Here is a 26,725-nt window from a genome sequence, read left to right as displayed (position 1 = left end):
CCCCGGATCACCCGGCGTCGAGAACGACCGGGATCATCGAGGCGACGAGCAGCACCGCCATCGCGATATTGAAGAGGCGAGCCGCGCGCGGCTGCTTGAGAAGCTCGCCGACGGCCGCGCCGAATGCGAGCCAGGGCAGGCAGCCGAGGGCAGCGGCAAGGATGAAGACGCCGGCGAGAATGCCGGCCTGCTGCAGCACGCTGCCGCTGCCGGGATGCATGTAGGTGCCGATGGCGCCGGCGGCGATCAGCCAGGCCTTGGGGTTGACCCACTGGAACAGGGCGGCGCCGACGAAGCTGCCGCGCCGCTCCACCGGCTTGCCCTCTGTCGCCGTCGTGCCCTCCGACCTGCCGACCGGGGCCGAGCCGATCTTCCAGGCGAGCCACAGGAGCACGACGAGGCCGACGATGCGGATCGCGTCCATCACATGAGGCAGGGTGAAGACCGTGCCGCCGAGGCCGACGGCAAGGGCGAAGATCATCGCGGCGAAGCCGAAGACGATGCCCCACAGGGTCGGCATGCCTTTGCGAAAGCCGGCAGAACCGCCGATGGCCGTCAGCAGCACGTTGTTGGGGCCTGGCGTCACCGAGGCGACGAAGGCGAAGGTGGCGAAGGCGACGAGCTGGTCGGATGTCATGAGTGCCGATCTCGCGGTGGGGCGCCCGGTGTTCGGGTGCGGCGGGCAGGTTGCGGCACGATATTCATTCCGAGCCGGCATTGCCAGCGCAAGGCCGGGAGGTTCGGCCGGCGAGGGCGATCTGCGCGGCGCTTGAATCCGCTCCGGCGTTCCACGAGGATGCGCCGTCCGCGCGTTGGACGCGGCCGAGGGAGGAACTGACGTGTTCGAGCTGAAGGACGTGGAAATCCTCCAGGATATCGTCCGGGCGGGCGGGTTTCGCGCCGCTGCGGCGAAATACGGGCTCTCGCAGTCGGCGATCTCGAACCGGGTCCTGGCGCTGGAAAAGCGCCTCGGCATCCAACTGTTCGACCGTGGCCGCCGCCAGGTCCGCCTGACGCCGGTCGGGCGCCGCTTCCTGGAGGAGGCGCAGCGGCTGAGCGCAGCGCGGGACCGATTGATTCAGGAGATCACGCGGCCCGGCGGGCTGAGCGGCACGATCCGCATCGGCGTTGCCGAGACCATCGTCCATACGATCTTGAGCGAATTGCTCAACCAGCTGAAAAGCGCCCATCAGCGGGTTCGCTTCGAACTGTCGGTCGATACCTCGCGAGAACTCGGCCTGGCGCTGGCCGACGACGGGCTGGATGTCGCCATCATGCTGCGCGAGAGCGTTCCGAGCGGGGCGGCCGTGGTGCCGCTGCAGCGCCAGCCGCTCGGCTGGTACGGGGCTGCCTCCGACAAGGAAGGCGCGGATGCGGAGGCGGGCGAGCCGCTGACGCTGACCGACCTGGCCCGGCAGACCATCGTCTCCTTTCCCAAGGGCACGCCGCCGTTTCGGGAGCTCGAGGGGCTGCTTGCCGCGCCGGACCTGCCGCCGCCCGACCTGCACGGATCGGCCAGCCTGTCGACGGTCCTGCATCTTGTTGCCGACGGGTTCGGCATCGGCGTGCTGCCGGTGCGTATTGCCGAGGCCGATCTTTTTCGCTCGCGGATCCGGCCGTTGAAGGTCGTGGAAGAGGCCCGGCTCAGCGCGTTGCGGTTCGTCGTCGCCTATATGCCGGACCGGAATCGGGAGGTGGGAGAAGAGGTTGCGGCCGTCGCGCGTGCATGTGATCAAAATGATCTTGAAAGAAGATCATAAAAATCTTATATCGATAACTTGACAAGATCATAACGACTGGCAATCCTCACGAGGTAACGTGAGGAGGTTGCCAGCGTGCCTGCATCTGTCGCCCTTGACCGCACCGCATCCGGATCGGATGCCTTCCGTGGTCTGTCTCCCGCCGAACTTCGCGTCAGCATCAGACAGGGTCGGTTCCGCGGCCCGACCGCCGGCTACGGCCAGGGATGCCTGCAAGGGAACCTTGCGATCCTGCCGGCCGCGCTTGCCGGCGACTTCCTGCGCTTCTGCACGCTCAATCCCAAGCCCTGTCCGCTGATCGGCATGTCCGAGCCCGGCAATCCGGGCATTCCCTCGCTGGGGGCCGATCTCGATATCCGCACCGACGTGTCCGGATATCGAGTGTTCCGTGCCGGCGAGGAGGGCTATACCCCGGTGCCGAACCTCTCGGACGTGTGGCGCGACGACCTCGTTTCCTTCGTGCTCGGCTGCTCGTTCTCCTTCGAGGCGGCGATCGTGCGGGCCGGCATTCCGCTGCCGCATTTCGAGGGCGGCAAGAACGTGCCGATGTACATCACCAACCTGCAGGCGGCGCCGAGCGGCCCGTTCGGCGGACCGCTGGTGGTGTCGATGCGCTCCTTCCATCCTTCCGACGCGATCCAGGCGGTACTGCTGTCCGACCGCTACCGGCTGGCGCATGGTGCGCCGGTGCATATCGGCGATCCGGCCGGCATCGGCATCGCCGACCTGATGAAACCTGATTTCGGCGAAGTTCCGGAGCTTGCTCCCGGTGCAATCCCGGTGTTCTGGGCCTGCGGCGTGACCCCGCAGATGGCGATCCGCCAGGCCCGCCCGGAGATCGCCATCACCCATGAGCCCGGCCACATGTTGGTGACCGATCTCTCTGCCGATGCTGCCGAATTCACGCTCGGCGGCGTCTGGCCCGCTTCGAAGTGAACGAAAACCAGAGGAGTCCCACATGAAGCGCATTGCCTCCAGCCTGCTCGCGGCCACGGCCCTGTCGTTTACCGCATTCGCCCCCGCTTCGGCGGAAACGCTGTCCGTTGTCGGCAGCTGGTCCAACCTTCCCCTGCACCAGAAGTTCGAGGCTCCGTTCTGGACGGAGACCCTGCCGGCCGCGTCGAACGGCGGTATCGAGGTGCAGATGACCACCCACAACCAGATGGGCATCCAGGGCGGCGACGTGTTCCGCATGCTGGGCGACGGCGTGTTCGACATCGGCATGACCGTTGCCGACTACGCGGTCGGCGATGCCCCGGAGCTGGAAGGCCTTGATGTGCCGCTGATCGCCACGACCGCCGACGAGGCCCGCGCCATGGTCGCGGCCGCACGGCCGATGGTCGAGGACATCTACGAGCAGCGCTTCAATGCCAAGGTGCTGGCGATCGCGCCGTATCCGCCGCAGGTCGTGTTCTGCAAGGGCGATGTCTCCTCGCTCGCCGATCTGAAGGGCAAGAAGATCCGCGGCTCCGGCCGCATGACGACGAAGTTCCTCGAGGCGCTGGGCGCCGAGGGCGTCAACGTTGCCTTCTCGGAAGTGCCCGGCGCGCTGGAGCGCAGCGTCATCGACTGCGCCGTCACCGGTTCGGGTTCGGGCTACAGCGCCGGCTGGTGGGAAGTCACCGACACCTTGATGAACCTGCCGCTCGGCGGCTGGGACTCGGTGGTTACCGCCGTCAACCTCGACCGCTGGAACGCCCTGCCGGAAGAGACCCGCGCCTTGATCGAGACCCAGATCAAGGAGAAGTTCGAGACGCCGGCCTGGGATTCCGTGGCGGCCTCCGTCGCCACCGACACCGCCTGCCTGACCGGCAACGGCGAGTGCCCGGCCGGCAAGCCGGCCTCCATGAAGCTGGTCGAAGCGAGCGAGGCGGATGTCGCCGCTGCACGCAAGATCCTGACCGAGACCGTTCTGCCGGAGTGGGCAGAGCGCGCCGGCGCGGACTGGGTGAGGCGCTGGAACGACAGCGTCGGCCAGACCACCGGCGTTACCGTCAACTGATAGCGTGATCCAAGAGGGGGCCGCGACATGACGGACAATCTTGCCGCGGCCCTCCGCCGCATGAATTCCTGGCTTGCCCTGCTGGTCGGCATCGTCGTGCTGGCGACGGCGGGCTTCGTGATCGCCGACATCACGCTGAGACAGTTCGGCCGCTCCTTCGGCGGGTCCGACGAGATCTCCGGCTACGTGATGGCGGCGGTTGCAAGCTGGGGCCTGTCCTATGCACTGACCGAGCTTGCGCATGTGCGCATCGATCTCGTCCGCCAGAAGCTGCAGACGCGCGGACGGGCGTGGCTCGACATCTTCGCGATGAGCATTGCCGCGGGCACGGTCTGCATCATCGCCTATCAGGCCTGGCCGGTGCTGGAGAAGACCCTGGTCAGGGGCTCGCGGGCCAACACGGCGCTGGAGACGCCTCTGTGGATCCCGCAGGCGGTCTGGTTCTCCGGCTGGGTGTGGTTCGCCATCTCCTCCTGCCTTCTGGTCCTGCTGGCGCTGGCGACGGTGCTGCGCGGCGATTTCCGGAGCGCCGATGCAATGATCGGCGCGCGCGGCGAAGCGGAGGAGGGCAAATGATCGGAAGCGTCGCCATCGCCCTGCTCGGACTGCTTTCGCTGTCCATTCCGGTCGGCATCGTCCTGTTCCTGCTCGGCTTCGGAATTTCCGAGTTCTTCTCGGTCTTTCCGCTGATCCGCGGCCTTGGCCAGGTGGTGTGGTCGGCCTCCGATTCCGCTACGCTGATCGCCATTCCCTTCTTCGTGCTGCTCGGAGAGATCCTGGTGCGCGGCGGCATCGCCGAGAGAACCTACGGCTCGCTCGACAAATGGGTGTCCTGGCTGCCGGGCGGGCTGGTCCATGCCAATATCGGCACGGCGACCATGTTCTCCGCGACCTCGGGCTCCTCTGTGGCGACCGCGGCGACGGTTGCCACCGTGGCGATGCCCCAGGCGGAGAAGCTCGGCTACGACCCCAAGCTGTTTTCCGGGGCGATCGCCGCCGGCGGCACGCTCGGTATCCTCATTCCTCCGTCGATCAACCTGATCGTCTACGGCTTCCTCACCGAGACCTCGATCCCGCGCCTGTTCCTGGCCGGTCTTCTGCCGGGCCTGCTGATGGCGGTTGCCTTCATGATCGTGACGGCGGTCCTGTGCAAGATCTGGCCCTCGCTCGGCGGGCCGAGCCGCAGCTTCGGCTGGGGCGAGCGGTTCGCGGCACTCGTCCAGCTGGTGCCGATCTTCATCCTGTTCACCGTGGTGATCGGGTCGATCTACGCGGGCTGGGCAACGCCGACGGAGTCGGCGGCCGTCGGCGTCGCGATGGCGCTGCTGATCGCTGCCGTCAATGGCGGCGTCTCCCTGCCCATGATGCGGGAAAGCCTGCTCGGCACCGTGCGCATCACCGCGATGATCATGCTGATCATCGCCGGTGCCTATTTCCTCAACTTCACGCTGGCCTCGGCCGGGCTTGGCCGCGAGTTGCAGGGTCTCTTCGACAGCCTGAACCTGTCGCCCTTCGGCACGCTTCTGGTGGTGATCGTCCTCTATATCGTGCTCGGCTTCTTCATCGAGACGTTGTCGCTGATGGTTGCGACCATTCCCATCGTCGTGCCGATCATGGTCGGGCTCGGCTACGACAAGGTCTGGTTCGGCGTGATGATGATCGTTCTGGTGGAAATGGCGCTGATCACGCCGCCCGTCGGGCTCAATCTCTACGTGGTGCAGGGCGCGCGCAAATCCGGCTCGCTGAGCGAGGTGATGCTCGGCTGCATCCCTTACGTCCTGGTCATGCTCGCCATGGTCGCCGCTCTCATCGCCTTCCCGCAAATCGCCTTGTTCCTGCCCGGATCGCTCTGATCCGGCGCAGGCGCAGGCCCTTTCCCCTTTTCAAGGAGCTTCCCATGGAGTTCACCCTTAACGGTGCGCCGCTTTTCGCCCACGTTGCCGACCTGACCGTCGCCGGCTGGACCGGACGCGATCCCGAGGCGATCCGCCATCACATCGAGGAACTGGCCGAAATCGGCGTCGCGCCCCCGTCCACCGTGCCCCTCTACTATCGCACTGCCGCAGATCTCCTCACCCAGGAAGGCCGCATCCAGGTGGTCGGCGGCGGCACGTCCGGCGAGGTCGAGCCCTTCCTTCTGGCAATGGGCGGCGTGCTTCATATCGGTCTTGCTTCCGACCATACGGACCGCGACCTCGAAGCCCATTCCGTGGCGCTCTCCAAGCAGGCCTGCGCCAAGCCGGTGGCCAGCGAACTCTGGCTGTTCGAAGAGGTCGCCGGCCATCTCGACGCGCTTGAACTGCGCTCCTGGATCAAGGAGGATGCGGCCGGTGACTGGATCCCCTATCAGGATGGCAAGGTCGGCTCGATCCGCCCGCTCGCCGATCTGATCGAGGGCTCTGGGCTGGATGCCGCCTGCGCGCGGGGGGACTGCGCCGCCATGTTGTGCGGAACGCTCGGTGCCATCGGCGGCGTACGGCCGGCGGCAGCGTTCAGGATGGAACTTCGCGACCCGGTGCTCGGCCGCAGCATCGGTCACAGCTACGAGATCACGGTCCTGCCGATCGTCGCCTGAGGCAACGGTCGCGGGAGGATTGCCGCCGGCGGACGGGCCGGCCGGCACAGGAGGAGACAGGTGAATGGGTGAAATCGTCGAGAAGGCCAGGGCCGCGATCAGACGCGTCGAGGCACTGGGAGACGCAGCATCGGCGATCTTCACCGAGTTCTCCCCCGCCCGCATCCTGCAGGCGGCGGCCGAAGCGGAGGCCCTTGTCGCGGCCGCCGACAGGCCGCTGCCGCTCGCCGGCATGCTCGTGTCGGTGAAGGATCTCTATGACGAGGCGGGCCAGCGCACCACGGCGGCCTCGCTCCTCTTGAAAGACCGGGAGCCGGCAACCGAGGACTGCCCGGTAGTGGCGCGGATCAAGGCGGCGGGCGCCGTGCCGTTCGGCCGGACCTCGATGAGCGAGTTCGCCTATTCGGGCGTCGGCATCAATCCGCATTACGGCACGCCCTCGAACGTCTTCGAGGAGGGCGGCATTCCCGGCGGCTCGACCTCGGGCGGCGGCGTAACGGTCGGCCTTGGCCTGTGCGACATCGCGCTCGGCACCGACACCGGCGGCTCGATCCGCATTCCCTCGGCGATCAACGGCCTCTACGGCTACAAGCCGAGCCAAGACAAGGTGCCGCTCGACGGTGTGCATCCGCTGGCCGCCTCCTTCGATACCTGCGGTCCGCTGGCCACCGATTTCGCCACAATGCTGGCGGCCTATCAGGTGGTGAGCGGCGGCGATGCGCCGGGCGTCGAGGCACCGGCCGGCAGCCTCCGTCTGGCGGTGCCGGAGAACGCCTTCACCAACGAGCTGGACGAGTGGTCGCGCGGTCATTTCGAGGCGGCCAAGGCGCGCCTCGTCGAGGCAGGCCACGAACTCGTGCCGCTCGATCTCGGTTTTCTGCACGAGGCGTTGCCGCTCAACAGGATTCTCGTCTCCGCCGAGGCCCATGAGCTCTACAAGGATCATCTCGACACGCTCGTCAGCGTCGGCGATCCGCGGGTCCTGACCCGTATCCGGTTCCGCGAGACGCTGAGCGACGACGAAGTGGCCGAGGCGTGGGCTGCCCGCATCGAGGTCATCGCGCGCACGGCGGAGGCCCTGTCGGGCTTCGATGCGATGGTCGCCCCGACGCTGCAGATCCGCCCGCCCAGCATCGCGGAGGCACTGGCGGATTTCGACCGCATCAACGCGGCCATGCTGCGCAACACCTCGTTGCTCAACCTTGCCGATGCCTGCGCGATGTCGATGCCGACGCACGGTACCGGCAGCGGCCGCCCCGGCGCGCTGATGATCGGCGGCGCCAAGGGCCATGACGAGCACGTGCTGTCCGTCGGTGCAAGGCTCGACCGGGACCTCAACGGCGCCGGCTGATCAGGCTTCGCCGTCCCTTGGAAACCGGCGATCCCGGATGGGGTCGACCGGATGCTGGGTCATGTCCAGATGCAGCGCGCGTCCTGTGTAGGGATGTGCGCGGGCAACCTCCTCGTCGAGTTCGACGCCGAGGCCCGGCGCATCGGGCACGGTGACATAGCCGTTCTCCCAGCGCAGCGGCGCCTTCAGGATGTCGGCATGGAAGCCGTCGAACCGGCGGATCGATTCCAGGATCAGGAAGTTGGGCGAGCAGGCGGCGAGCTGGATGTTCGCCGCGGCGACGATGGGCCCGCAATAAAGGTGCGGCGCTATCTGGGCATGCCAGGCCTCCGCCATTCCGGCGATCTTCTTGGCCTCCAGCAGCCCGCCGACCCGGCCGAGATTCATCTGCAGGATCGAGGCGGCGCCCGTCGACAGCAGCCGGGCGAATTCCCATTTGGTGCAAAGCCGCTCGCCGGTCGCCACCGGGATCGCCGTTCCGCGCGCGACCCTCGCCATCTCCTCCGGCATGTCGGGCGGCACCGGCTCCTCGAACCACAGCGGATCGTAGGGTTCGATCCGGCGTGCAAGACGCAGCGCGCCCGACGCGGTGAACTGGCCATGGGTCCCGAACAGGAGATCCGCCCGGTTGCCGACGGCCTCGCGGATGCGGCGGCAGAACAATTCGCTGCGCTCGAGGTCGTCCAGGTCCGGCTGGCGTCCGCCATGGACGGAATAGGGGCCGGCCGGATCGAACTTCACTGCCGTGAAGCCCTCCTCGACATATTCGGCTGCCCGCTCGGCCGACAAGTCCGGATCGCCATAGAAGGCGGCGTGGTCCTCGTCTGCCTTCGGGTAGAGATAGGTGTAGGAGCGCAGCCGCTCGTGCACGCGTCCGCCGAGCAGGGCATGGACGGGCTTGCCGAGCGCCTTGCCGACGATGTCCCACATAGCCATTTCGAGGCCGCTGACGACGCCGCACATGGTCGGATCCGGGCGCTGGGTGAAGCCGGAGCCGTAGGCCCTGCGGAAGAAGACCTCGATGGCGAAGGGGTCGCTACCCTCCAGATAGCGGGCGAACACGTCCTCGGCGAGGTGCGTCATCGCATCGGGGCCGAAGCTCGCCGCGTAGATCTCGCCATAGCCGACAATGCCGCAGGCCGTGGTGAGCTTGACGAAGACGAAATAGCGGCCGCCAAAGCCGGGCGGCGGATTGCCGACCACGAATGTCTCGAGTTCGGCAAGCTTCATCGCGTGTCCTCCTGATCGCGCGGTCGTCGGCCCTCGCAGGCTAACGGCGATGGGGAGGATGTCCAGATGCGCGAAAGCGACACGCACGGTCGCTTTCGCGCAAATGTATCGTCAGGCCCAGCGGACCTGCGCGCCGAGCTCCGTCAGCTTCTCGACGAAGCGCGGATGCGCGCGGCGGATCGGGTCGGCCTTGCGGATGGTCGACTGGCCCTCGACCTGAATCGCCGCCAGGAACAGGCCAAGGACGACGCGGATGATATAGGGCGCCTCGACTTCCGCCGGCCGCAGGTTGTTGCCGCCGAAGACGATCAGCCGGTGCGGGTCGGACAGGTGCACGCGGGCGCCGAACTTCGCCAGTTCCGAACTCCAGGCCAGGGCGCCCTCGTAGATCTTGTTCCAGAACATGATCTCGCTGTGGCAGCCGACGGCGACGCCGATGGCCTGCGGCAGCAGATCGGCCGGGAAGTAGGGCCAGGGCGCGGCCTCGATCTTCGGCAGCATCTCGCGGGTATAGGGGCGGGAGATCTCGCGGGTCCAGCCGGTGACGGTGATGGAATCGTCGGTCGTCTCGAACTGGAGCCCGAGCTTGGCGAACTGGCGCAGGATCAGCGTCATGTGCGGGGTGACGTCGGTTTTCACCGTGACACGGCCGCCGGTGACGCCGCCGATGGCAAGGAAGGTCGCGACTTCATGATGATCGTCGGGCACCCGCACGCGGGTTCCGGACAGGCGCTCGACACCGCTCACGCTCAGGCGCGAGGTGCCGAGGCCGTCGATCTTCGCACCCATCGAGCGCAGCATCTCGCATAGCGCCTGGACATGCGGTTCGGAGGCCGCGTTCATCAGCACGGAGGAGCCTTCCGCCGTGGCGGCGATCATCGCGAAGGTCTCGGTCGCGGTCACCGACGCATAATCGGCCCAGATCGCCTGGCCCTTGAGCTGGCTCTCACGGCGGATGTCGTAAGGATGCGTCGCGACGATGCGGGCGCCGAACTGCTCGATGATCTCCAGATGGGGATCGATCTCGCGCAGGCCGAGAGCGCAGCCCTTGGCATCGGTGTCGAATGTCAGGGTGCCGGTGCGCACCATCACTGGCGCCAGCAGCAGCACGGCGGAGCGGATGCCGAGCGGCAGGTCCGCTTCGCCGCTGCGGAAGGCCTCGAAGTCGTGGCGGATGGTCAGCGTCGCGCCGTCGTCGGCGCGCGCCACGGTCGAGCCCATGCTTTCGAAATAGGCGAGGATCTTGGCGACGTCGCTGATCTCGGGAACGTTCTCCAGCGTTACCGGCTCGTCGGTGAGCAGGGTGGCGCAGAGCATTGGCAGAACGGCATTCTTGTTGCCCGACGGAATGACGGTGCCCGAGATCGGGTGTCCGCCATCGACGATGAGGTCGGCCATGGAAAAGTGCCTCCGGATGGAAGGGGCAGGATGTTGCCCGTTTCCTAATGGAGAATCCGGGCGACGGCAAACGGCAGTTCCGTGGCAATGGCGTGGCCGTGCCGGGATGCCGTCTTACGCAGCGATTTCCAGCGCGGTGCCGGCGGCCAGCAGGCGCTCGGCGATCTCCGGCGGCGGAGCCGTGTCGGTGACGATCCGGTCGACATCGGGAAAGCCGGCGACCCGCACCAGGGCGCGCCGGTTGAACTTGCTGTGGTCGGTGATGACCGTGCGGGTTTCGCCGCAGCCGAGCACGGTGCGGGCAAAGTCCGCCTCCGCAAGGTGGTAGTCCATCAGTCCGCCCACCGGATCGATGGCCGCGATGGAGATGACCACGTGGCGGACGCGGAAGGCGGAGACGAAGTCGATGGCCGAGCGGCCGAAGGCGGCGCCGTTGTCGCCGTGCAACTCGCCGCCGGCCATGTAGACCTTGTTGCCGTTCACGGTGGCCAGGGTCCTTGCGACGTCGGACGAGTTGGTGACGATGGTCAGGCCGGTCTTGCCGCGCAGTTCGCGCGCCAGCACGCTCGTCGTGGTGCCGGTGTCCATCATGACGCTGTCGCCGTCGGCGATGCCGGCCGCGACATGGCGGGCGATGCGGATCTTGGCCTCGAGGTTTTCCCGCATGCGGCGCTCGAACGGGGCCTCCATGTCCTGCCGCGCCAGGCTGACAAGCCCGTGCGACTTGACGATCTCGCCGGTCTCCACCAGCGAGCGGATGTCGCGGCGGATCGTCTCCAGCGAGACGTCGAGCTCGGCCGCGAGATCGGCGATGCGGGCACTGCCCGAGCGGCGGGTGCTTTCCAGGATCAGGGTCTGGCGCTTGCTGAAGGTCATGGTGCAGGAGACGGCCGGCTGTTTGGTTATCTGTGTGGCTTTTGTGGTAATATCGGTTATTCAATCTCAAAAAGCCACATCTACCGTCGTATTTGCCAATTTTATCCCTCAAATGCATTGACAGGCTTGGCAGCCGAGGTGACGATCCTGTGACGGCGCCGAAGAGATCCGACAAGGGCGGGCGCTGCCTCCAGAGCGCATACAGAGGGAACCAGCCATGACACATGTCCGCCCGGCGGCAGCGATCCTGTCCGCCTTGCTGGCCGCAACCGTCCTTGCGGGGACGCCGGTGCGAGCCGCGGAGAACGCAGACCCCATCCGCCTGACCTTGCACGACTGGACGGGCCAGTTAATCACCACGCAGATCATGGGCGAGGTGCTGAAAAAGGCCGGCTACAACATCGAATACGTCCAGGCCGACTACATCGCCCAGTTTGCCGGCCTGAAGACCGGCGACCTGCATGTGGCGATGGAGATCTGGGAGACCACCGGCCGTGATGCGCTGGATGAGGCGACCGCCACCGGGCAGGTCGAGAATCTCGGCGAAAGCGGCATGCTGGCGATCGAGGAGTGGTGGTATCCCAGCTACATGAAGGAGCTCTGCCCGGGCCTGCCCGACTGGGAAGCGCTGAAGAGCGATGCCTGCGCCGAGGCCTTCTCCACTGCGGAGACGGCGCCGAAGGGCCGGTATCTGGGAGCGCCGGTGACCTGGGGCGGCTATGACGACGAACGTGTCGAAGCGCTCGACCTGCCGTTCGAGGTGGTTCACGCAGGCACGGACGCGGCGCTCTTCGCCGAGCTGGAATCTGCCTATCAGCGCAAGGCGCCGATCCTCCTGTGGGTCTATGCCCCGCACTGGGCGCCGCAGAAATACGAGGGCGAGTGGGTCGAGTTCCCGGCCTACGAGAAGGCTTGCTACGAGGATCCCGCTTGGGGCTCCAATCCGGACATGGCCTATGATTGCGGCAAGCCGCGCGGGCCGATCTGGAAGGTCGCGTGGTCCGGCGTGAAGGACAAGTGGCCCGGCGCGCACAAGGCGATCTCGGCCTTCTCCGTCGACAATGACGAGATGGGCGGGATGATCACCAAGGTCGATCTCGACGGACAGAGCGTCGAGGACGTGGTCGCTGCCTGGATGGACGCGAATGCCGGCCGCTGGTCGGAGTGGATCAAGTAACAATCTTGCCCGACTGGCTGCCGCCGTCTTCCGTCCCCGGGACGGCGGCAGCCTCTTTTCGCCCTGTCGCCGATCTGTCCTGCCATTGTTTGGCGGGCCGGCGGCGGGACCTGCAAGCCGAGGCATGCCACCCGTGACCACTTCCATGCAGCAGGGCGAGAGGCCCGCAGCCGCAGCGCCTGCGACGAAGCTCGAATGCCGCTCGGTCTGGAAGCTGTTCGGCGCCGGCGCCGAACACTACTCCATCGACAGCGCGGAGGCCGCCGACAGCAGCCGCCTTGCGCGGGCCGGACTGGTCGGCGCGGTGCGCGACGTCAATCTCGGCGTGCGCGAGGGCGAGATCTTCGTGATCATGGGGCTGTCCGGTTCCGGCAAGTCGACGCTGGTGCGCTGCCTGTCGCGGCTGGTCGAGCCGACCCATGGCGAGATCCTGTTCAACGGCGAGAACCTGCTTGCCGCGAGCCCGAAGCGGATGATCGAGATCCGCCGCCACCACATGGGCATGGTGTTCCAGCATTTCGCGCTGCTGCCGCATCTCACCGTGCTCGGCAATGTCGCCTTCCCGCTCGAGGTGCAGGGCGTGGGGCGGGCGGAGCGCGAGGCGCGTGCCCGGCAGATGATTTCGCTGGTGGGACTGGAAGGGCGCGAGGGCTTCTTCCCGCGCGAGCTGTCCGGCGGCCAGCAGCAGCGGGTGGGCATTGCCCGCTCGCTCGCAGTGGAGCCGGAGCTGTGGTTCCTCGACGAGCCGTTCTCGGCGCTCGATCCCCTGATCCGCCGCGAGATGCAGGACGAGTTCATCCGACTGCAGTCGGTGCTGCGCAAGACCATCGTCTTCATCACCCATGATTTCGACGAGGCGATCCGCCTGGCCGATCGCATCGCCATCATGAAGGACGGCGCGGTGGTGCAGATCGGCACGCCGGAAGACCTGGTCCTTCGACCGGCGAACGACTACGTCGCCGAGTTCACCCGCGGCGTTGCCCGCGCCAAGGTGATCCGCGCGGGAAGCCTGATGGAGACGGGGAGCGCTCCGGCAGGTGCCCCGGCAGTGGACGAGGGCGCGCCCATTGCCGATGCGGCCTCGTTCTTTGCCGGCCGCCTGCAGGAAATCGGCGTGCGCGCGCGCGACGGGCGGGTGCTCGGGCGCCTCACCCGCGATGCGGTCGTCACCGTGATGATGCAGGGCTGAGCATGAGCGAGGCCGCCAGCATTCCGCGCTCGCCCGCGCCTGTCGCCGCCGCCGGAGCCGAAGGCCGCGAGAACCGCCGCCGCTGGCAGATGATCTGGGGCGCCGGTCTTCTCGCCTTCGTTCTGCTCTGGCAATTCGGCGAGCCCTATGCCGGCTGGGCTTTCGATATTCCGCGCGGCTGGCGCATCCCGATGCAGCGCTGGATCAGCGATGCGATGCGCTGGCTGGTCGAGGACGCGAGCTTTGGCCTCTTCACCTTCACCGATCTCACGCGCTTTCTCGCCGCCATGGTGGAGGCACCCTATCGCCTGGTTCTCGGGCTGCTGTCGACCGGCATTCTCGACGGACGCGGCAGCGCCGCGGTGCAGTTGCTGCCGCCGCTGTCGTGGCTGGCGGTCACCGGCGTTGCGATGCTGATGGGCCACTATGCCGGCGGGCGCCGTCTCGCGCTGCTGGTCGGCGGCTGCTTTGCCTTCCTTGCCGTCTTCGGCCAGTGGGCCAGCGCGATGGTCACGCTCGCCTCGATCCTGATCGCCGTGCCGGTCGGGGTCGTCGGCGGGCTGCTGCTGGGCCTTGCCGCCTTCCGCTGGCGGGTGTTCGAGAAGGCGTTGAGGCCGGTGCTCGACCTGATGCAGACCGTGCCGGTCTTCGCCTATCTGGTGCCGATCCTGTTCCTGTTCGGATTCGGCCCGACTTCGGCGATCGTCGCGACGATCATCTATGCGCTGCCGCCGATGACCCGGATCAGCCTGCTGGCCCTGCGTGCCGTGCCGGAAGAGGTGCATGAGCTCGGCCGGATGACCGGCTGCTCGCGGCGGCAGATGACCTGGCGCATCCTGGTGCCGAGTGCGCGGCCGGGGCTGATGGTCGGCGTCAACCAGGTGATCATGCTGTCGCTCAACATGGTGATCATCGCCTCGATGATCGGTGCGGGCGGGCTCGGCTTCGATGTGCTGGCCGCCTTGAGGCGGCTCGACATCGGCGCCGGCATCGAGGCAGGGCTTGCCATCGTCGCGCTTGCCATTGCGCTCGACAGGCTGAGCCAGGCCTTTGCCGGCCGCCGTCCGGAGCACGGGGCGGAGGGTGCACAGCGCAAGGGGCTGCTCGCGCGTCATCCCTATACGGTTGCCGGCTGCCTGCTCGTCCTGGTCACGGCGCTTGCCGGCCTCGTCGCCGCGCCCGTGCAGGCCTACCCGAAGGCCTTGCAGCTTTCCACCGGATCGGTCGGCAGCGACATCGTCGGCTGGATCAACGTCAATTTCTTCGACCAGATCGAGGCGGTGAAGAACGCCCTGCTGCTTAACGTGCTGGTGCCGGTGAAGCGGTTCCTCGCCGGTCTGCCGTGGCTCGGCGTCACCGGGCTGCTTGGCCTGCTCGGTTGGCGGCTCGGCGGCTGGCGGCTGGCGCTTCTGGTCACCGTGCTCGCCTCGCTGATCGCCCTCACCGGCCAGTGGGAAAAGGCGATGGTGACCGTTTATCTGTGCGGCATCTCGGTCGTCATCGCCTGCATGATCGGCATTCCCGTCGGCATTCTCGCTTCCACGCGCGAGCGGGTGTGGAAGGGCGTCGAACTGGTCATCGACACGCTGCAGACGCTGCCCTCCTTCGTCTACCTGATGCCGGCGGTGATGCTGTTCCGCGTCGGCGACTTCACGGCCATGATCGCCGTCGTCGCCTATGCGGTCGCGCCGGCCATCCGCTACACCGCGCACGGGCTGCGCCAGGTGAACCCGCAGCTGGTCGAGGCGGGGCTCGTCGCGGGGGCGACCCCGTGGCAGCTGATGACCAAGATCCGCCTGCGGCTCGCCCTGCCGGAGATCCTGCTCGGCATCAACCAGACCATCATGCTGGCTCTGTCGATGCTGGTGATCACCGCCCTTGTCGGCACGCGGGACCTGGGCCAGGAGGTCTATATCGCGCTCACCAAGGCCGATACCGGACGCGGCCTCGTCGCCGGTCTTGCCGTCGCCTTCATCGCCATCATCGCCGACAGGCTGATCGCCGCTGCCGCGGAGCGCAGCCGGCAGCGCCTCGGTCTCGACGACACCGCAGGAGGACGCTCATGAGCGATGCGCCCGGGCCCGCCGCAACCCACGACAGGATCGCCGCCCTGCCGGTCTGGTCCGGCCGCCCCGTGATCGAGCCGCTGCATGGCGGCCTCTCCAATGCCAGCTTTCTCGTCCGAGACGCGAGAGACGCCTTCGTCGTGCGCCTCGGCCGGGACTTTCCGTTCCATCACGTGGAGCGGGCGCGCGAGGCGATGGTGACGCGGGCCGCCGTCGATCTCGGCCTTGCGCCGGAACTGGTGCATGTCGAGCCCGGCATCATGGTCTCCCGCTTCATCGACGGGCACACGTTCGGGCCTGAAGACGTCCGCGCCCGGCGGGCCGATGTGGCGGCGCTCATCCGGCGCTTCCATACCGGCATGGGCGAGCGGGTCAGCGGTGCGGGCTTCATCTTCTGGGTCTTCCACGTCATCCGCGACTATGCCCGCACGCTGGTTGCCGGCAACTCGCGCATGGCGGGCCGCCTGCCGGAATTCCTCACTGTAGCGCAGGAGATGGAGCAGGCGCAGGTGGCGCTGCCTATCGTCTTCGGCCACCACGATCTGCTGCCGGCCAACTTCATCGACGACGGCAACCGTCTTTGGCTGATCGACTTCGAATATGCGGGCTTCGGCACGGCGATGTTCGACCTCGCCGGCGTCGCCTCCAATGCGGGTTTCTCGCAGATGGAGACCGAAGATCTTCTGTCGATCTATCTCGATGCGCCGGCGGACGCGGCCTTTCTGCATGCCCATGCGGCGATGCAGGTCGCCTCGCTGCTGCGCGAGACCCTCTGGAGCCTCGTCTCCGAACTGCATCTCGACGCGCCGGGCGTCGACTACGTCGCCTACACCGCAGAAACGCTCGCCGCCTTCGAGGCGGCGCTTGCCTGCTACCGCCTCCGTTTCGGAAAGGGTTAGTTCCATGTCGCTTCCACAGCAGGCCCAGATCGTCGTCATCGGCGGCGGCATCATCGGTTGTTCGACCGCCTATCACCTGGCGCGCGACCACAAGGCCGAGGTGCTGCTGCTGGAGCAGGGCAAGCTCACCAGCGGCTCGACCTGGCATGCGGCCGGGCTGGTCGGTCAGCTGCGCTCCTCCGCCTCGATCACCCAGGTGCTGAAATACTCCGTCGACCTCTACAAGCGGCTGGATGCCGAGACGGGTCTGGAGACCGGCTGGCGGATGACCGGCTGCCTGCGGCTCGCCTGCAACAAGGACCGCTGGACCGAGTATCGCCGCCTTGCCACCACCGCCCGCAGCTTCGGCATGGAGATGCATCTGCTGTCGCCGGACGAAGTCAAGGCGATGTGGCCCCTGATGCGCGTCGACGATCTGGTGGGTGCCACCTTCCTGCCGACCGACGGGCAGGCCAGCCCCTCCGACATCACTCAGTCGCTGGCCAAGGGCGCGCGCATGCACGGCGTGCGGATCGTCGAGGGCATTCGCGTCACCGGCTTCGTCATGGACGGGGCGCGCATCACCCATGTGGAGACGACGCAGGGCCGCATTGCCTGCGACAAGGTGGTGAACTGCGCCGGCCAATGGGCACGGCAGGTCGGCGCCATGGCCGGCGTCAACGTGCCGCTGCAGCCGGTCAAGCACCAGTACATCATCACCGAGCAGATCGAGGGCATCACCTCCAACACCCCGACCGTGCGCGACCCCGACCGCCGCACCTATTTCAAGGAGGAGGTCGGCGGTCTGGCGCTCGGCGGTTACGAGCCGGACCCCATCGCCTGGACGACGGGCGATGTGCCGGACGATTTCCAGTTCCAGCTGTTCGAGGATGACTGGGATCATTTCGAGCAGCATCTGGTCAACTCGATCCATCGCATCCCGGCGCTGGAGAGAACCGGCGTCAAGCAGATGATCAACGGGCCGGAAAGCTTCACGCCGGACGGCAACTTCATCCTCGGCGCAGCCCCAGAGTGCACCAACATGTATGTGGGCGCCGGCTTCAATGCCTTCGGCATCGCCTCGGGCGGCGGCGCCGGCTGGGTGCTCGCCGAATGGGTGATGAAGGGCGAGGCGCCGCTCGACCTGTGGAGCGTCGACATCCGACGCTTCTCCGGCCTTCACACGGACCGAGACTGGGTCTGCGAGCGCACACTGGAAGCCTATGGCAAGCACTACACCATCGTCTTCCCGCACGAGGAATATGCGAGCGGGCGCCCGCGCATCGTCTCGCCGCTCTACGAGCGGCTGAAGACGCGCGGGGCGGTGTTCGGCTCCAAGCTCGGCTGGGAGCGGCCGAACTGGTTTGCCCGTGCCCACGACGAGCCGCGCGACGTCTATTCGATGGGACGGCAGAACTGGTTCGATGCGGTCGGCGAGGAACACCGGGCCGTGCGCGAGGCCGTCGGCCTCTTCGACCAGTCGTCCTTCGCCAAGTTCGAGCTGCGTGGGCCGGATGCGGCGGAACAGCTCGAGTTTATCTGTGCCAACAAGATCGGCAAGCCGGCGGGCCGGCTCACTTACACCCAGCTGCTCAACAGCCGCGGCGGCATCGAGTGCGACCTGACCGTCGCGCGTCTTGCCGAGGACCTGTTCTACATCGTCACCGGCACCGGTTTCCGAACCCATGACGGCAGCTGGATCGCCGAGCATCTGCGTGCAGGCTCCAACGCGACCCTTGTCGATGTGACCGAGGAGTTCGGCACGCTGTCGCTGATGGGGCCGAAGGCGCGTGACGTACTCGCCGCTGTCGCGCCGACGGCGGATGTCTCGGGCGAGGCCTTCCCCTTCGGCCATGTGCGGGTGATCGAGATCGCCGGGCATGCGGTGCGGGCCTTGCGCGTCACCTATGTCGGTGAACTCGGCTGGGAGCTGCATGTGCCCATCGCGGCCACTGGCGCGGTGTTCGATGCCCTGATGGAGGCCGGTGCGCCGCACGGCATCCGGCCGGCGGGTTACCGCGCCATCGAATCCCTGCGGCTGGAAAAGGGCTATCGCGCCTGGGGCGCCGACATCACGCCGAACGACAGTCCGTTCGAGGCGGGCCTCGGCTGGGCGGTGAAGCTGCGCTCCGGCCTGCCGTTCCTCGGCCGCGAGGCCTCGGAGCGGATTGCGGGCGCGCCGCTGCGCAAGCAGCTCGCCTGCTTCACTGTCGAGGACCAGAGCGTGGTTCTGCTCGGCCGCGAGACGATCCTGCGCGACGGCGAGTTTGCCGGCTATCTGTCGAGCGGCGGCTATGGCTACACAGTGGATCGGCCGATCGGCTACGGCTATGTGCGCCGTGCGGAAGGTGTGGACGAGGGGTACTTGCGCGCCGGCAGCTACGAGCTCGTCGTCGCCAACGAGCGGGTTCCGGCGCGGATCGAGCTTGGCCCTCTCTACGATCCGCAGAATGCCCGCGTGAAGGCCTGAGGGTCAGGCTCCTGACGCGGCATCTGCCATCGCGTGTGCCGCCCCCGGCTGGCGGGTGTCGGCAAGGATGCGCCCGGCCTCCATGCGGATCAGCCGGTCGCACTTGTCGAAACAGTGCTCGTCGTGGGTCACCGCGATGACCAGATGGCCGTCGCGCGCCATCTGCGGCACCAGCACGTCGTAGAAGAGCTTGCGGCGGACGGGATCCTGGTCGGCGGCGAATTCGTCCAGCACGATGATCGGCCGTGCCTCGGCAAGCGCTACGGACAGCGCGAGCCGCCGTTTCTGGCCCGTCGACAGCGCCAGGGTCGAGAACGCGCCGTTCTCGATGCGGACGCGGTGGGCAAGGTCGAGCTCGGCAAGATGCGGCGGAACCTTCGCCTGTTCGGCCTCGTCCAGCCCGTAAAGCCGGGAAAAGAGGTGAAACTCGCTGAAGACCGCGCTGAAGAGGTCCCGGTAGTCCTGAAGGGTGGCCGTCGTCACCGGCTGTCCGTCGAGAAGGATTTCACCGCCTTCGGGCCGGCGCAGCCCGGTCAGCAGCGAGATCAGCGTCGACTTGCCGGCGCCATTGCCGCCGCTGATGAACACCACTTCCCCGGGCTCCAGCACCAGATCGATCGGTCCGACGGTGAAGCGTTCGTCGTCGGCAGGGGCGGCAGTGGTAGCCCCTTCGGGCGGTGCCTCCGACAGGGTCGCCGTCACGCCGCGCAGCTCGATCCGCGAGAAGCGGGTAGGAGGAGCGACAGGTCCTGTCGCCGGCGCGTCGGTCTCGGCCTCGGCGATCAGGTCCTTTTCCAGCCCGGCGATCAGGCGCCGCGCGACGGCGGCGCGCGAGAAGGAGGCAAGATTGCCCATCACCGTTTCCACCGGCCCGTAGGTCAACAGCACCACGGTCAGCACCTGCAGCACCGTCTCCGTAGGTGTGCCGGCAAAGAGCGGCAGACCGACGACGATGAGGCACAGGAGCCCCATCATCGCGCCCTGGGCGACCGTCTGGCCGAGGCTGAAGAAGCGCTCTGCGGTGACCTTCAGCTCGCGCTCGCGGCTCGCCGCGTCGACGATGTCGGCCTGCAGTCCGTCGCGCCGCGCGCGCCGCAGCCGCAGTTCCTTGTAACCGCGCAATACGTCGTTGACCCGGTCGAAGAAGGTCCACTCGGTGCGGGAAGCGCGCTCGGCGCTCGCCTGTGCCGGTGTCTGCGCCAGCAGGTAGCCGATGGCGCCGAGGACGACAGCTCCCAGCGTCGCCACACCGCTCGGCCAGGACAGATAGAAGATGTAGGGAATGCAGAAGGCGATCACCAGCACGGCTTCCAGCGACTGGATGAAGTTCACCGACGCATAGGAGATCTGGTTCACCTCGTGGGTGACGATGGAATAGACCTTGCCGTGGTCGCGGCGGGAGAGAAAGTCGGCACGGGCCTCCAGAAGACGCCGGCTCAGTTCGGTGCGCAGCCGCCGCTTCGTGGTCTCGACCAGACGGAAGCTGGCGACCCGGGCAAGATGCGAGAAGGTGAGGGTAGAGGCGATGGCGGCGAACAGCAGCAGGACATCGCCCGTGGCAATGGCAGCCGCGCCCGCCAGCGTGTTGATGGCGTAGATCATGCCCGAGCGGGTGACGCTGGCCAGCACCGCATAGGCGAGCACGGGCGAGCGCATCAGGTTGCCGTCGCGGATCAGAAACGCGAAGAGGGAGCCGAGCCCGCTGCCGCCTTCGGTGCCGCCCGTCTCGCTGTCGTTCTGCCCCGCCATCTTGCTCGTCTTGCCTGCTCGTCGCCGGTTTGTGTTTTCTGCGGGCTGGCGCCTGCCTCGCGCGCCGTCCGACTGTTGTCGCGCACCCTGCTCTAGCCCAATTCTCGGGTGAGGGAAACGCGCTTGCGCCGGGCAGGGGAGATGCGCTGGGCTGTGCCCTGGCTTGTGGCATTCCCCGCTGCAGGGACATCCACCGACGCCCTCAGGAGCTGCACGAAACGGCGGGTGGGGAGAAGCACGCCTAACCTGCGGCTCGTCTCTTGACAGGCAGCCACGGCGCCGACTATATGCGGGCTCACTCGCGCGGGCCTCAGCTGCCCGCTGCCGGTATGGCGGAGTAGCTCAGTTGGTTAGAGCAGCGGAATCATAATCCGCGTGTCGGGGGTTCGAGTCCCTCCTCCGCTACCACCACTTGTCTTTATCAAGAGCAATTTCCGATCATGATGCGCTGGCCTGCATGCTGTACCGGGCAGCCAGGCGAGGGCACGCGTCAATATGGTGCCGGGGTCGCGCTGGTCAGCATCTCGGAATAGGCTGGACGCTTGGCGTCATCGACGCAGACATGCAGGTAGTTCCAGTCCTGCTCGCGGTTGCTGTGAGTGCCGTGTCCCAGTCCGGTCATGCTGTGGCCGGGGCGGGGCAAGCGACCCTACCCCGGGCAACCTTCATAGCTTTTACAGTCAGACGCCTGGCGCGCGCCACATGGCGGAGGTCACGCCTGCGTCGGTCAGGGCCTTTTGCTGGGGGTAGGCGCGTTCCCAGCGGTTCCGTGCCGCGAGATAGGTCTCCGCCACCGTGGGGTTGGGCGTGACAATGCGCTCCACCTCTGACATTTCCGATCCGGCCTCGGCCAGAGACGAGAAATTTCCGATGCCGAAGGCCGCGACCGCAGCGCATCCCAACGCGGTCGCCTCGCGCACCCTTGGGATGGCGACCTCGCGGCCCAGAACGTCGGCCAGGATCTGCGCCCATAGCGCGCCTTTGGACGCGCCACCGGCGAACACCACCGGCTTGTCGATGCGGACCTTGGAGAAGCTCATGACCCGTTCCAGGTTGATGCTGGAGACGATGGCGGCGTTTTCCTCCAGCGCGCGAAACAGGCTCGCCTTGGTGGTGTGGCCCGGCTCGATCGACATGTTCAGGAAGGATGGGGCCGCGTGGTACCAGTGTCCGAAGTCCATCGCATCGGAAAAGATCGGGATGATCCCGTTGCTGCCAGGCGGAACCCTGGCGGCCATTTCCTCCAGAAGGGCATAGACGTCCATGCCGCGCCGGGCGGCCTCTTGCTTCTCCTCGCCGCAGAACGTGTCGCGGAACCAGCGCATGGTCAGGCCGACGAAAAACGAGATGCACTCCGCCTGGTTCAGCCCGGCAACCACATGCGGATTGATGCGCACCCGCCTCGTGTCGTCGGTGCGGCCCGTCGGGATGTTGATCACCTGTTGCCAGAACGTGCCGCCGAGAATTGCGGCATCGCCGTCGCGGGTGACGCCAAGGCCCAGCGTTCCCATCTGCACATCGCCGCCGCCGCAGATCACCGGCGTGCCGGTCTTCAGCCCGGTTTCCTCCGCGGCCTTCGCCGTGACGCCGCCGATCGCCGAACCGGGCTCGACGACGCGCGGAAACAGCTCGCGCGGCAGCCCAGCTTCGGCGATCAGCGTGTTCGACCATTGCCTGGCACCGGGGTCCAGCAATCCCGTGGTGCCCGCGTTGGAGGGCTCGACCACGATCTCGCCGCTCAGGCGGGCGGCGACCCAGTCGTTGATCATCGACAGCCTGGCCGCCTTTTCGAAGATGCCCGGACGGTTCCGGCGCAGCCATTCCAGCCGCGGCCAGACCCCGAGCGCGAAGGTCTGGCCACTGACGCGGTAGAAATGCGCTTCCAGTTCTTCGTCCCGGGCCTTCAGGTCGGCGACTTCGGCCGTCGCCCGGCCGTCGACATTGGCACAGGCCCACAGTTCGTTTCCCGCCGCGTCGTAGACCACAATACCTTCGCGCATCGATGTCGAGCTGATCGCCGCGATCTCATCCGCGCGGATGCCGGCACTGGCGATGGCGCGGCGGATGCAGCGGGCGAGAAGCCGCCAGTTCCCCGCACAGTCGAAACTCATCGAGCCGGGGACGCCGGCCTCGCTGATATGGGTCCACTCTTCCTGGCTGAGACCGCACTGACGGCCAGCGTCATCGAAGACCACCGCCCGGCCGCTGCCGGTGCCGGCATCTATGGCGAGATAGTATTGCGGCATTGAGCCCTCCTCGTCGCGTGCGCCGGCCGGTCTCAGCCGTTGAACTCGGCGATGTGCAGGCCGCCGCCGCTGAAGTCAGTAAAATAGACAAGACCCGCAGAGTCCACGAAGACATCCGTGGTGTTGATAACCAGCGGTCGGCCCGGGCGATGGTCGACATGATGTGTCGGGGCCTGGGGAACGAGCGCGCCGACTTCTCTAGGGGCGTAGGGATTGGAAATGTCGTGGATCCTCAAGCCGGCATTTTGCCAGGTGGAGAAGATCAGCGTCGAGCTGACGAAACTGCCCGGCCGGTTTTCATGGACGTTGTGCGGCCCGAAATGCCCGCCGACGGCCTTGTAGTCGCGGTCGTTGGGCTTGGGGAAGGTGGCGATGGAGATCGGATTGGCAGGGTTGCGAATATCGAAGACCCAGATCGGCTTGTCGCCGTCCTCCTCGTTGTCGAGGACCGTCTCGTCGACCACGATCAGCAGGTCGCGATCCGGCAGGGGGAGGCAGTTGTGGGTGCCGCCACCGAAGGGCGGTGCCCAGTTGCGATGCGCGATCATCCTGGGAGCCGTGCGGTCCTTCACGTCGACGACGACGAGGCAGGCATCGCGCCAGCCGCAATAGGCCGTGTCGCCATGCACGATCGGATGGTGCAGGCTGTAGCGCCCCTCCGCAAGCGGCCAGTCCGGCACCTCGCCGGCGGCAACATTCATTCCCGGCAGCCAGAACCGGCCGGCGATCTCCGGCCTTGTGGGATCGGACATGTCGATGGTCACGAGGATGAAGTCGGTGAACCCTTCGATCTGCGCGGAGGCGTAAGCCCAGCGCCCGCCCGCGTACCAGATCCGATGCAGGCCGACGCCATTGACCGGCATGAAGCCGATCTGTCGCGGGTTCGCGGGATCGCTCAAGTCGTAGACGGCCATGCCGGCGGAATGGTTCCGGTCCGTCGCCTGCATCGCCTTGGAGATGTCGCTGGTGTCGGCCTTGTAGTAGTTACGTTCGTCGTCGCTTTCCGGCTTTGCGAACTGGTCCTGTGCGTGCACCGTCAACAGGAGGTTGTCATGCACCTGAAGATGGAGCGACCAGGTGTTGGGCGGGGAGGGGATATAATTCACCGTGCGAGGGCGGGAGGGATCGCGAACGTCGATCACGCTGAAGCCCTTCGAGAAGATGTGGGCCACATAGGCGTAGCCGTCGCGCACCATGATCTGCGTTCCGTCGGATCGTCCTCCCTGGGTGCAGTGGCCGATCAGCCGCATGTTGAGAGCGTGGGCGGGCGCGCGCAGGGTGGTGGCGGTGGTCATGGTTTCCTCTCCGGGGGGAACGTCTGGCTGTCCACCGCTCCTTCGAGGTATGCGGATGCCGGATCGCTTTACGAATAGATCATTTGTGTTTATACAAAACATATGAACATGCACGATAGGGCTCGTCAAGCGCCGCGTCCCGCTTTTTGCCTTGACCGGATCGTTCGCTCTGGGGCAAACGCGCTGGACCAAGTTTGGCCGGTTTGAGCTTGAAGTTTGGTGGAGCCTGATTCGTAATACCGTTGCGTTTTTACGCGGAAGCCCCTGCGTCAGACGGGGCCGACGTCTTGGCGCGTGCCTGAGAGATCGTCCATGACTGCATTCGAGACGCCGATCATTTCCGAGGAAGACGCGCTGTTGGCCCGTGTGGCCTGGTACTACTACCATGACGGACTGACGCAGCAGGCGATTGGCGAAAAGCTGGGCCTGCCGCGTATCAAGGTCTCCCGAATGCTCGAAAACGGTCGCCGCAGCGGCATGCTGGAGGTGCGTATCAACTCCGCCTTGCAGGGGTGCCTGGAGATCGAGCGCCGCTTGCAGGACCGGTTCAAGCTGGAGGAGGTGCGGGTCATCCCGCATCTCGCGGGGGAGCCACGCAGCGAAAGGCTTGGCCAGGCCGCGGCCCAGTTCCTGATGCAGCGCCTGGATGAGGGCGGGCTTCTGGCGGTCGGCTGGGGGGAAATGGTCGGCGCGGCGATCCGTCGCCTGGGCCATCTGGTGAACGATCGCCGGATCGACCTTGTCGGCATGACCGGCGGCGTTCAGGCCTATGTCGACGGCCTTCGCGTTGTCAGTGCCGATTGCAAGATGTTCCTCGTGCCAGCGCCGCTGGTGGTGGAGGATGCCCAGATTGCCAAGGCTATGCTGCGCGACGCCAGCGTGCGCAACACATTGCAGATGGCGCTAAAGGCCGATTTCGCGCTGGTTGGCATCGGTGCGGTCGACGAGACCGCCAGCGTGATCCGTCGCGGCTATGTCCATCCCGCGGAGGTCGAGGCAATGCGCCGGAGCGGTGCGGTTGGCGATGTTCTCTGCCGGTTCTTCGATGCGCAAGGCAAGGAGATCGACCTGCCATTGCACGAGCGGGTGATCGGCTTGCCGCTGGAGAGCTACCGCGAGGCGCCGCGGATGATTGCCGCCTCCGGCGGCCTCGACAAGGTGCCTGCGATACGCGCGGCCCTGCAGGGCGATTTCATCAATATCTTCATTACTGACGAGCAAACCGCCCACGCTCTGGTGGTTTGATCCGCGCACGTCTTCCCTCCCGTTTTCCGACCTTCCTGCAGCCTGCCTGGCGGGGCGCGCGGCTGCGCGCGGGTGCCGATGACGCGGGAGGAAAACGAGGTGCTTGACACTCCTCCCAAGCTGTGTGTTCAATTGATCCAACAAAAAACAAATGAACACACCTCCGGAGGAAACATTGGCACTCGTACAAGACGATGGCCCGGCTGCGCGGCAGCGCCAGGTGCTTGAAACCTCGAACTGGCGCGGCAACCTGCCCCCGCTCTTCGGCCCGACGAAGGTCCCGCTGGCTGCGCCGGCGGTGATGCTCGGCATCATTGCCCTGATCATGGCCTTCACCACGCCGAGCTTCTTTTCCGCCGGCAACATGCGGGCAATCTCCCTCGACGCCTCGCTCATCATGTTGCTGGGCATCGGCATGACGGCCGTCATCACCGCCCGTGGTATCGATCTGTCGATCGGCGCAATCCTGACGCTGTCCAGCGTTGCCTTTGCCGCCGCCCTCAAGGATTTCGGCCTGCCGCTCTGGGTCGCGGTGCTTGTCGGTTTCACGACGGGCGGGCTTTGCGGCCTGATCAACGGTCTGCTGATCACCAAGCTGCGGATGCCGGACTTCATTGTCACGCTTTCGACGGAGCTCGTGTTCCGCGGATTGGCGCTGGTCTATGCCGGCGGCGGCGTCTTCTTCGGCTTTCCGGAATTCGTCACCTGGCTCGGGCGCGGGCGGCTGCTCGGAATTCCGATGCCGCTGGTCATCGCGCTTACCTTCATCGTCGCGGCACATTGCATCTTCGCCTACCACAAGATCGGCGCCCGGCTGCATGCCGTCGGCGGCAATCCGGTTGCAGCACGGCGGCTCGGCATCAGCGTCCTGAACTACCGGGTTGGCGTCTATGTGTTCATGGGTCTGATCGCGGCTCTTGGCGGCATCATCTTGACCGGTCGCCTCGATGCGGTCGTCGCCTCGGGCGCGGTGACGATCCTGCTGAACACCGTCGCCGCGGTGATCGTCGGCGGCACCAATCTGTTCGGCGGACGCGGCTCGATCATCGGAACGCTGCTCGGGGCCTGGTTGCTCGCCACCATCACCAACGCTGTGGTGATGCTCGGCTTCGAGGCCTTCTGGCAACACGTGGCCGCTGGCGCCGTCATCCTGATCACCATCGGCCTCTACTCCCGCAGCAACAGCCGCAGCGAGGAATAGATTTACCCAAATACCAA

22 protein-coding genes and 1 tRNA gene are annotated in these 26,725 nt (G+C 66.6%); 15 read left to right on the top strand and 8 right to left on the bottom strand.

The features are described from left to right. Nucleotides 1–7: 7 nt before the first annotated feature. A complete protein-coding gene (locus GH266_RS09510; RefSeq protein WP_158193697.1) occupies nucleotides 8–637 on the bottom strand; it encodes a LysE family translocator in 630 nt (209 codons plus the stop codon). Nucleotides 638–839: 202 nt separating this feature from the next. Between GH266_RS09510 and GH266_RS09505 the strand changes: the two genes are divergently transcribed. From GH266_RS09505 to GH266_RS09475, 7 genes are all read left to right on the top strand, one after another. Next, entirely contained in the window at nucleotides 840–1,760 is a 921-nt protein-coding gene (locus GH266_RS09505; RefSeq protein WP_158193696.1) for a LysR family transcriptional regulator, read from the top strand. A gap of 132 nt (nucleotides 1,761–1,892) precedes the next feature. Then, nucleotides 1,893–2,696: a putative hydro-lyase gene (locus tag GH266_RS09500; protein WP_199270568.1), complete on the top strand. Its 804-nt coding sequence runs from the start codon at nucleotides 1,893–1,895 to the stop codon at nucleotides 2,694–2,696. Between the two features lie 22 nt (nucleotides 2,697–2,718). After that, complete coding sequence (locus GH266_RS09495) at nucleotides 2,719–3,762, top strand: TRAP transporter substrate-binding protein (RefSeq protein WP_158193694.1); 1,044 nt, start codon at nucleotides 2,719–2,721, stop codon at nucleotides 3,760–3,762. A gap of 27 nt (nucleotides 3,763–3,789) precedes the next feature. Next, nucleotides 3,790–4,338 carry a TRAP transporter small permease subunit gene (locus GH266_RS09490; RefSeq protein WP_158193693.1) on the top strand — a complete coding sequence of 183 codons (549 nt, stop codon included), beginning with the start codon at nucleotides 3,790–3,792 and terminating at the stop codon, nucleotides 4,336–4,338. Beyond that, nucleotides 4,335–5,615, top strand: coding sequence for a TRAP transporter large permease (locus tag GH266_RS09485; RefSeq protein WP_158193692.1), 1,281 nt, complete (start codon nucleotides 4,335–4,337; stop codon nucleotides 5,613–5,615). Before GH266_RS09490 ends, GH266_RS09485 begins: the two co-directional genes overlap by 4 nt. A gap of 44 nt (nucleotides 5,616–5,659) precedes the next feature. Further along, nucleotides 5,660–6,337: a DUF2848 domain-containing protein gene (locus GH266_RS09480; RefSeq protein ID WP_158193691.1), complete on the top strand. Its 678-nt coding sequence runs from the start codon at nucleotides 5,660–5,662 to the stop codon at nucleotides 6,335–6,337. Between the two features lie 64 nt (nucleotides 6,338–6,401). Next, nucleotides 6,402–7,688 carry an amidase family protein gene (locus GH266_RS09475; protein ID WP_158193690.1) on the top strand — a complete coding sequence of 429 codons (1,287 nt, stop codon included), beginning with the start codon at nucleotides 6,402–6,404 and terminating at the stop codon, nucleotides 7,686–7,688. Here the strand turns inward: GH266_RS09475 and GH266_RS09470 are convergent, their stop codons facing one another. From GH266_RS09470 to GH266_RS09460, 3 genes are all read right to left on the bottom strand, one after another. Continuing rightward, on the bottom strand, nucleotides 7,689–8,918 hold the full coding sequence (locus GH266_RS09470) for a mandelate racemase/muconate lactonizing enzyme family protein (protein ID WP_158193689.1): 1,230 nt from the start codon (nucleotides 8,916–8,918) through the stop codon (nucleotides 7,689–7,691). It abuts the gene before it with no gap. 111 nt (nucleotides 8,919–9,029) lie between these two features. Continuing rightward, the gene (locus GH266_RS09465; RefSeq protein ID WP_158193688.1) at nucleotides 9,030–10,316 is read right to left on the bottom strand and encodes a UDP-N-acetylglucosamine 1-carboxyvinyltransferase; all 1,287 of its coding nucleotides are present in this window, start codon (nucleotides 10,314–10,316) and stop codon (nucleotides 9,030–9,032) included. A gap of 114 nt (nucleotides 10,317–10,430) precedes the next feature. Next, nucleotides 10,431–11,192, bottom strand: coding sequence for a DeoR/GlpR family DNA-binding transcription regulator (locus GH266_RS09460; RefSeq protein ID WP_158193687.1), 762 nt, complete (start codon nucleotides 11,190–11,192; stop codon nucleotides 10,431–10,433). Between the two features lie 217 nt (nucleotides 11,193–11,409). Between GH266_RS09460 and GH266_RS09455 the strand changes: the two genes are divergently transcribed. The 5 genes from GH266_RS09455 to GH266_RS09435 all read left to right on the top strand — a co-directional run bounded on the left by GH266_RS09455 (nucleotide 11,410) and on the right by GH266_RS09435 (nucleotide 18,972). Then, entirely contained in the window at nucleotides 11,410–12,369 is a 960-nt protein-coding gene (locus GH266_RS09455; protein ID WP_158193686.1) for an ABC transporter substrate-binding protein, read from the top strand. 145 nt (nucleotides 12,370–12,514) lie between these two features. Then, complete coding sequence (locus GH266_RS09450) at nucleotides 12,515–13,558, top strand: quaternary amine ABC transporter ATP-binding protein (RefSeq protein ID WP_158196128.1); 1,044 nt, start codon at nucleotides 12,515–12,517, stop codon at nucleotides 13,556–13,558. Nucleotides 13,559–13,560: 2 nt separating this feature from the next. After that, nucleotides 13,561–15,624, top strand: a complete 2,064-nt coding sequence (locus GH266_RS09445; RefSeq protein ID WP_209001569.1) for an ABC transporter permease — start codon at nucleotides 13,561–13,563, stop codon at nucleotides 15,622–15,624. Next, the gene (locus GH266_RS09440; RefSeq protein ID WP_158193685.1) at nucleotides 15,621–16,523 is read left to right on the top strand and encodes a choline/ethanolamine kinase family protein; all 903 of its coding nucleotides are present in this window, start codon (nucleotides 15,621–15,623) and stop codon (nucleotides 16,521–16,523) included. The genes GH266_RS09445 and GH266_RS09440 overlap by 4 nt, the downstream gene beginning before the upstream one ends. A gap of 4 nt (nucleotides 16,524–16,527) precedes the next feature. Beyond that, nucleotides 16,528–18,972, top strand: a complete 2,445-nt coding sequence (locus GH266_RS09435; protein WP_158193684.1) for a GcvT family protein — start codon at nucleotides 16,528–16,530, stop codon at nucleotides 18,970–18,972. A gap of 3 nt (nucleotides 18,973–18,975) precedes the next feature. Here the strand turns inward: GH266_RS09435 and GH266_RS09430 are convergent, their stop codons facing one another. Next, a complete protein-coding gene (locus tag GH266_RS09430; protein ID WP_158193683.1) occupies nucleotides 18,976–20,721 on the bottom strand; it encodes a cyclic peptide export ABC transporter in 1,746 nt (581 codons plus the stop codon). A gap of 331 nt (nucleotides 20,722–21,052) precedes the next feature. On the opposite strand from GH266_RS09430, the gene GH266_RS09425 reads away from it, so the two are divergent. Further along, nucleotides 21,053–21,129: transfer RNA gene (locus tag GH266_RS09425), tRNA-Met, on the top strand. 82 nt (nucleotides 21,130–21,211) lie between these two features. On the opposite strand, the gene GH266_RS23600 is transcribed toward GH266_RS09425, so the two are convergent. From GH266_RS23600 to GH266_RS09415, 3 genes are read right to left on the bottom strand one after another with little or no spacing between them, the layout of a single operon-like run. Continuing rightward, nucleotides 21,212–21,343 (bottom strand): hypothetical protein, encoded by a 132-nt coding sequence (locus GH266_RS23600; protein WP_280524821.1) that lies wholly within the window; start codon nucleotides 21,341–21,343, stop codon nucleotides 21,212–21,214. A gap of 58 nt (nucleotides 21,344–21,401) precedes the next feature. Then, a complete protein-coding gene (gene lsrK / locus GH266_RS09420) occupies nucleotides 21,402–22,967 on the bottom strand; it encodes an autoinducer-2 kinase (RefSeq protein WP_158193682.1) in 1,566 nt (521 codons plus the stop codon). A 32-nt stretch (nucleotides 22,968–22,999) separates the two neighbouring features. Then, nucleotides 23,000–24,262, bottom strand: coding sequence for an LVIVD repeat-containing protein (locus GH266_RS09415; protein WP_199270490.1), 1,263 nt, complete (start codon nucleotides 24,260–24,262; stop codon nucleotides 23,000–23,002). A 312-nt stretch (nucleotides 24,263–24,574) separates the two neighbouring features. Here GH266_RS09415 and GH266_RS09410 point away from each other — a divergent pair, with 312 nt between their 5' ends. Continuing rightward, nucleotides 24,575–25,507 carry a sugar-binding transcriptional regulator gene (locus GH266_RS09410; RefSeq protein WP_158193681.1) on the top strand — a complete coding sequence of 311 codons (933 nt, stop codon included), beginning with the start codon at nucleotides 24,575–24,577 and terminating at the stop codon, nucleotides 25,505–25,507. A 175-nt stretch (nucleotides 25,508–25,682) separates the two neighbouring features. Further along, a complete protein-coding gene (locus GH266_RS09405) occupies nucleotides 25,683–26,708 on the top strand; it encodes an ABC transporter permease (RefSeq protein ID WP_158193680.1) in 1,026 nt (341 codons plus the stop codon). The last annotated feature ends 17 nt before the right edge of the window (nucleotides 26,709–26,725 follow it).

Source organism: Stappia indica, assembly GCF_009789575.1.
Taxonomy (GTDB): domain Bacteria; phylum Pseudomonadota; class Alphaproteobacteria; order Rhizobiales; family Stappiaceae; genus Stappia; species Stappia indica_A.
Note: the sequence above shows the minus strand (reverse complement) of the source record. Positions and strands in the feature narration are given on the sequence as shown.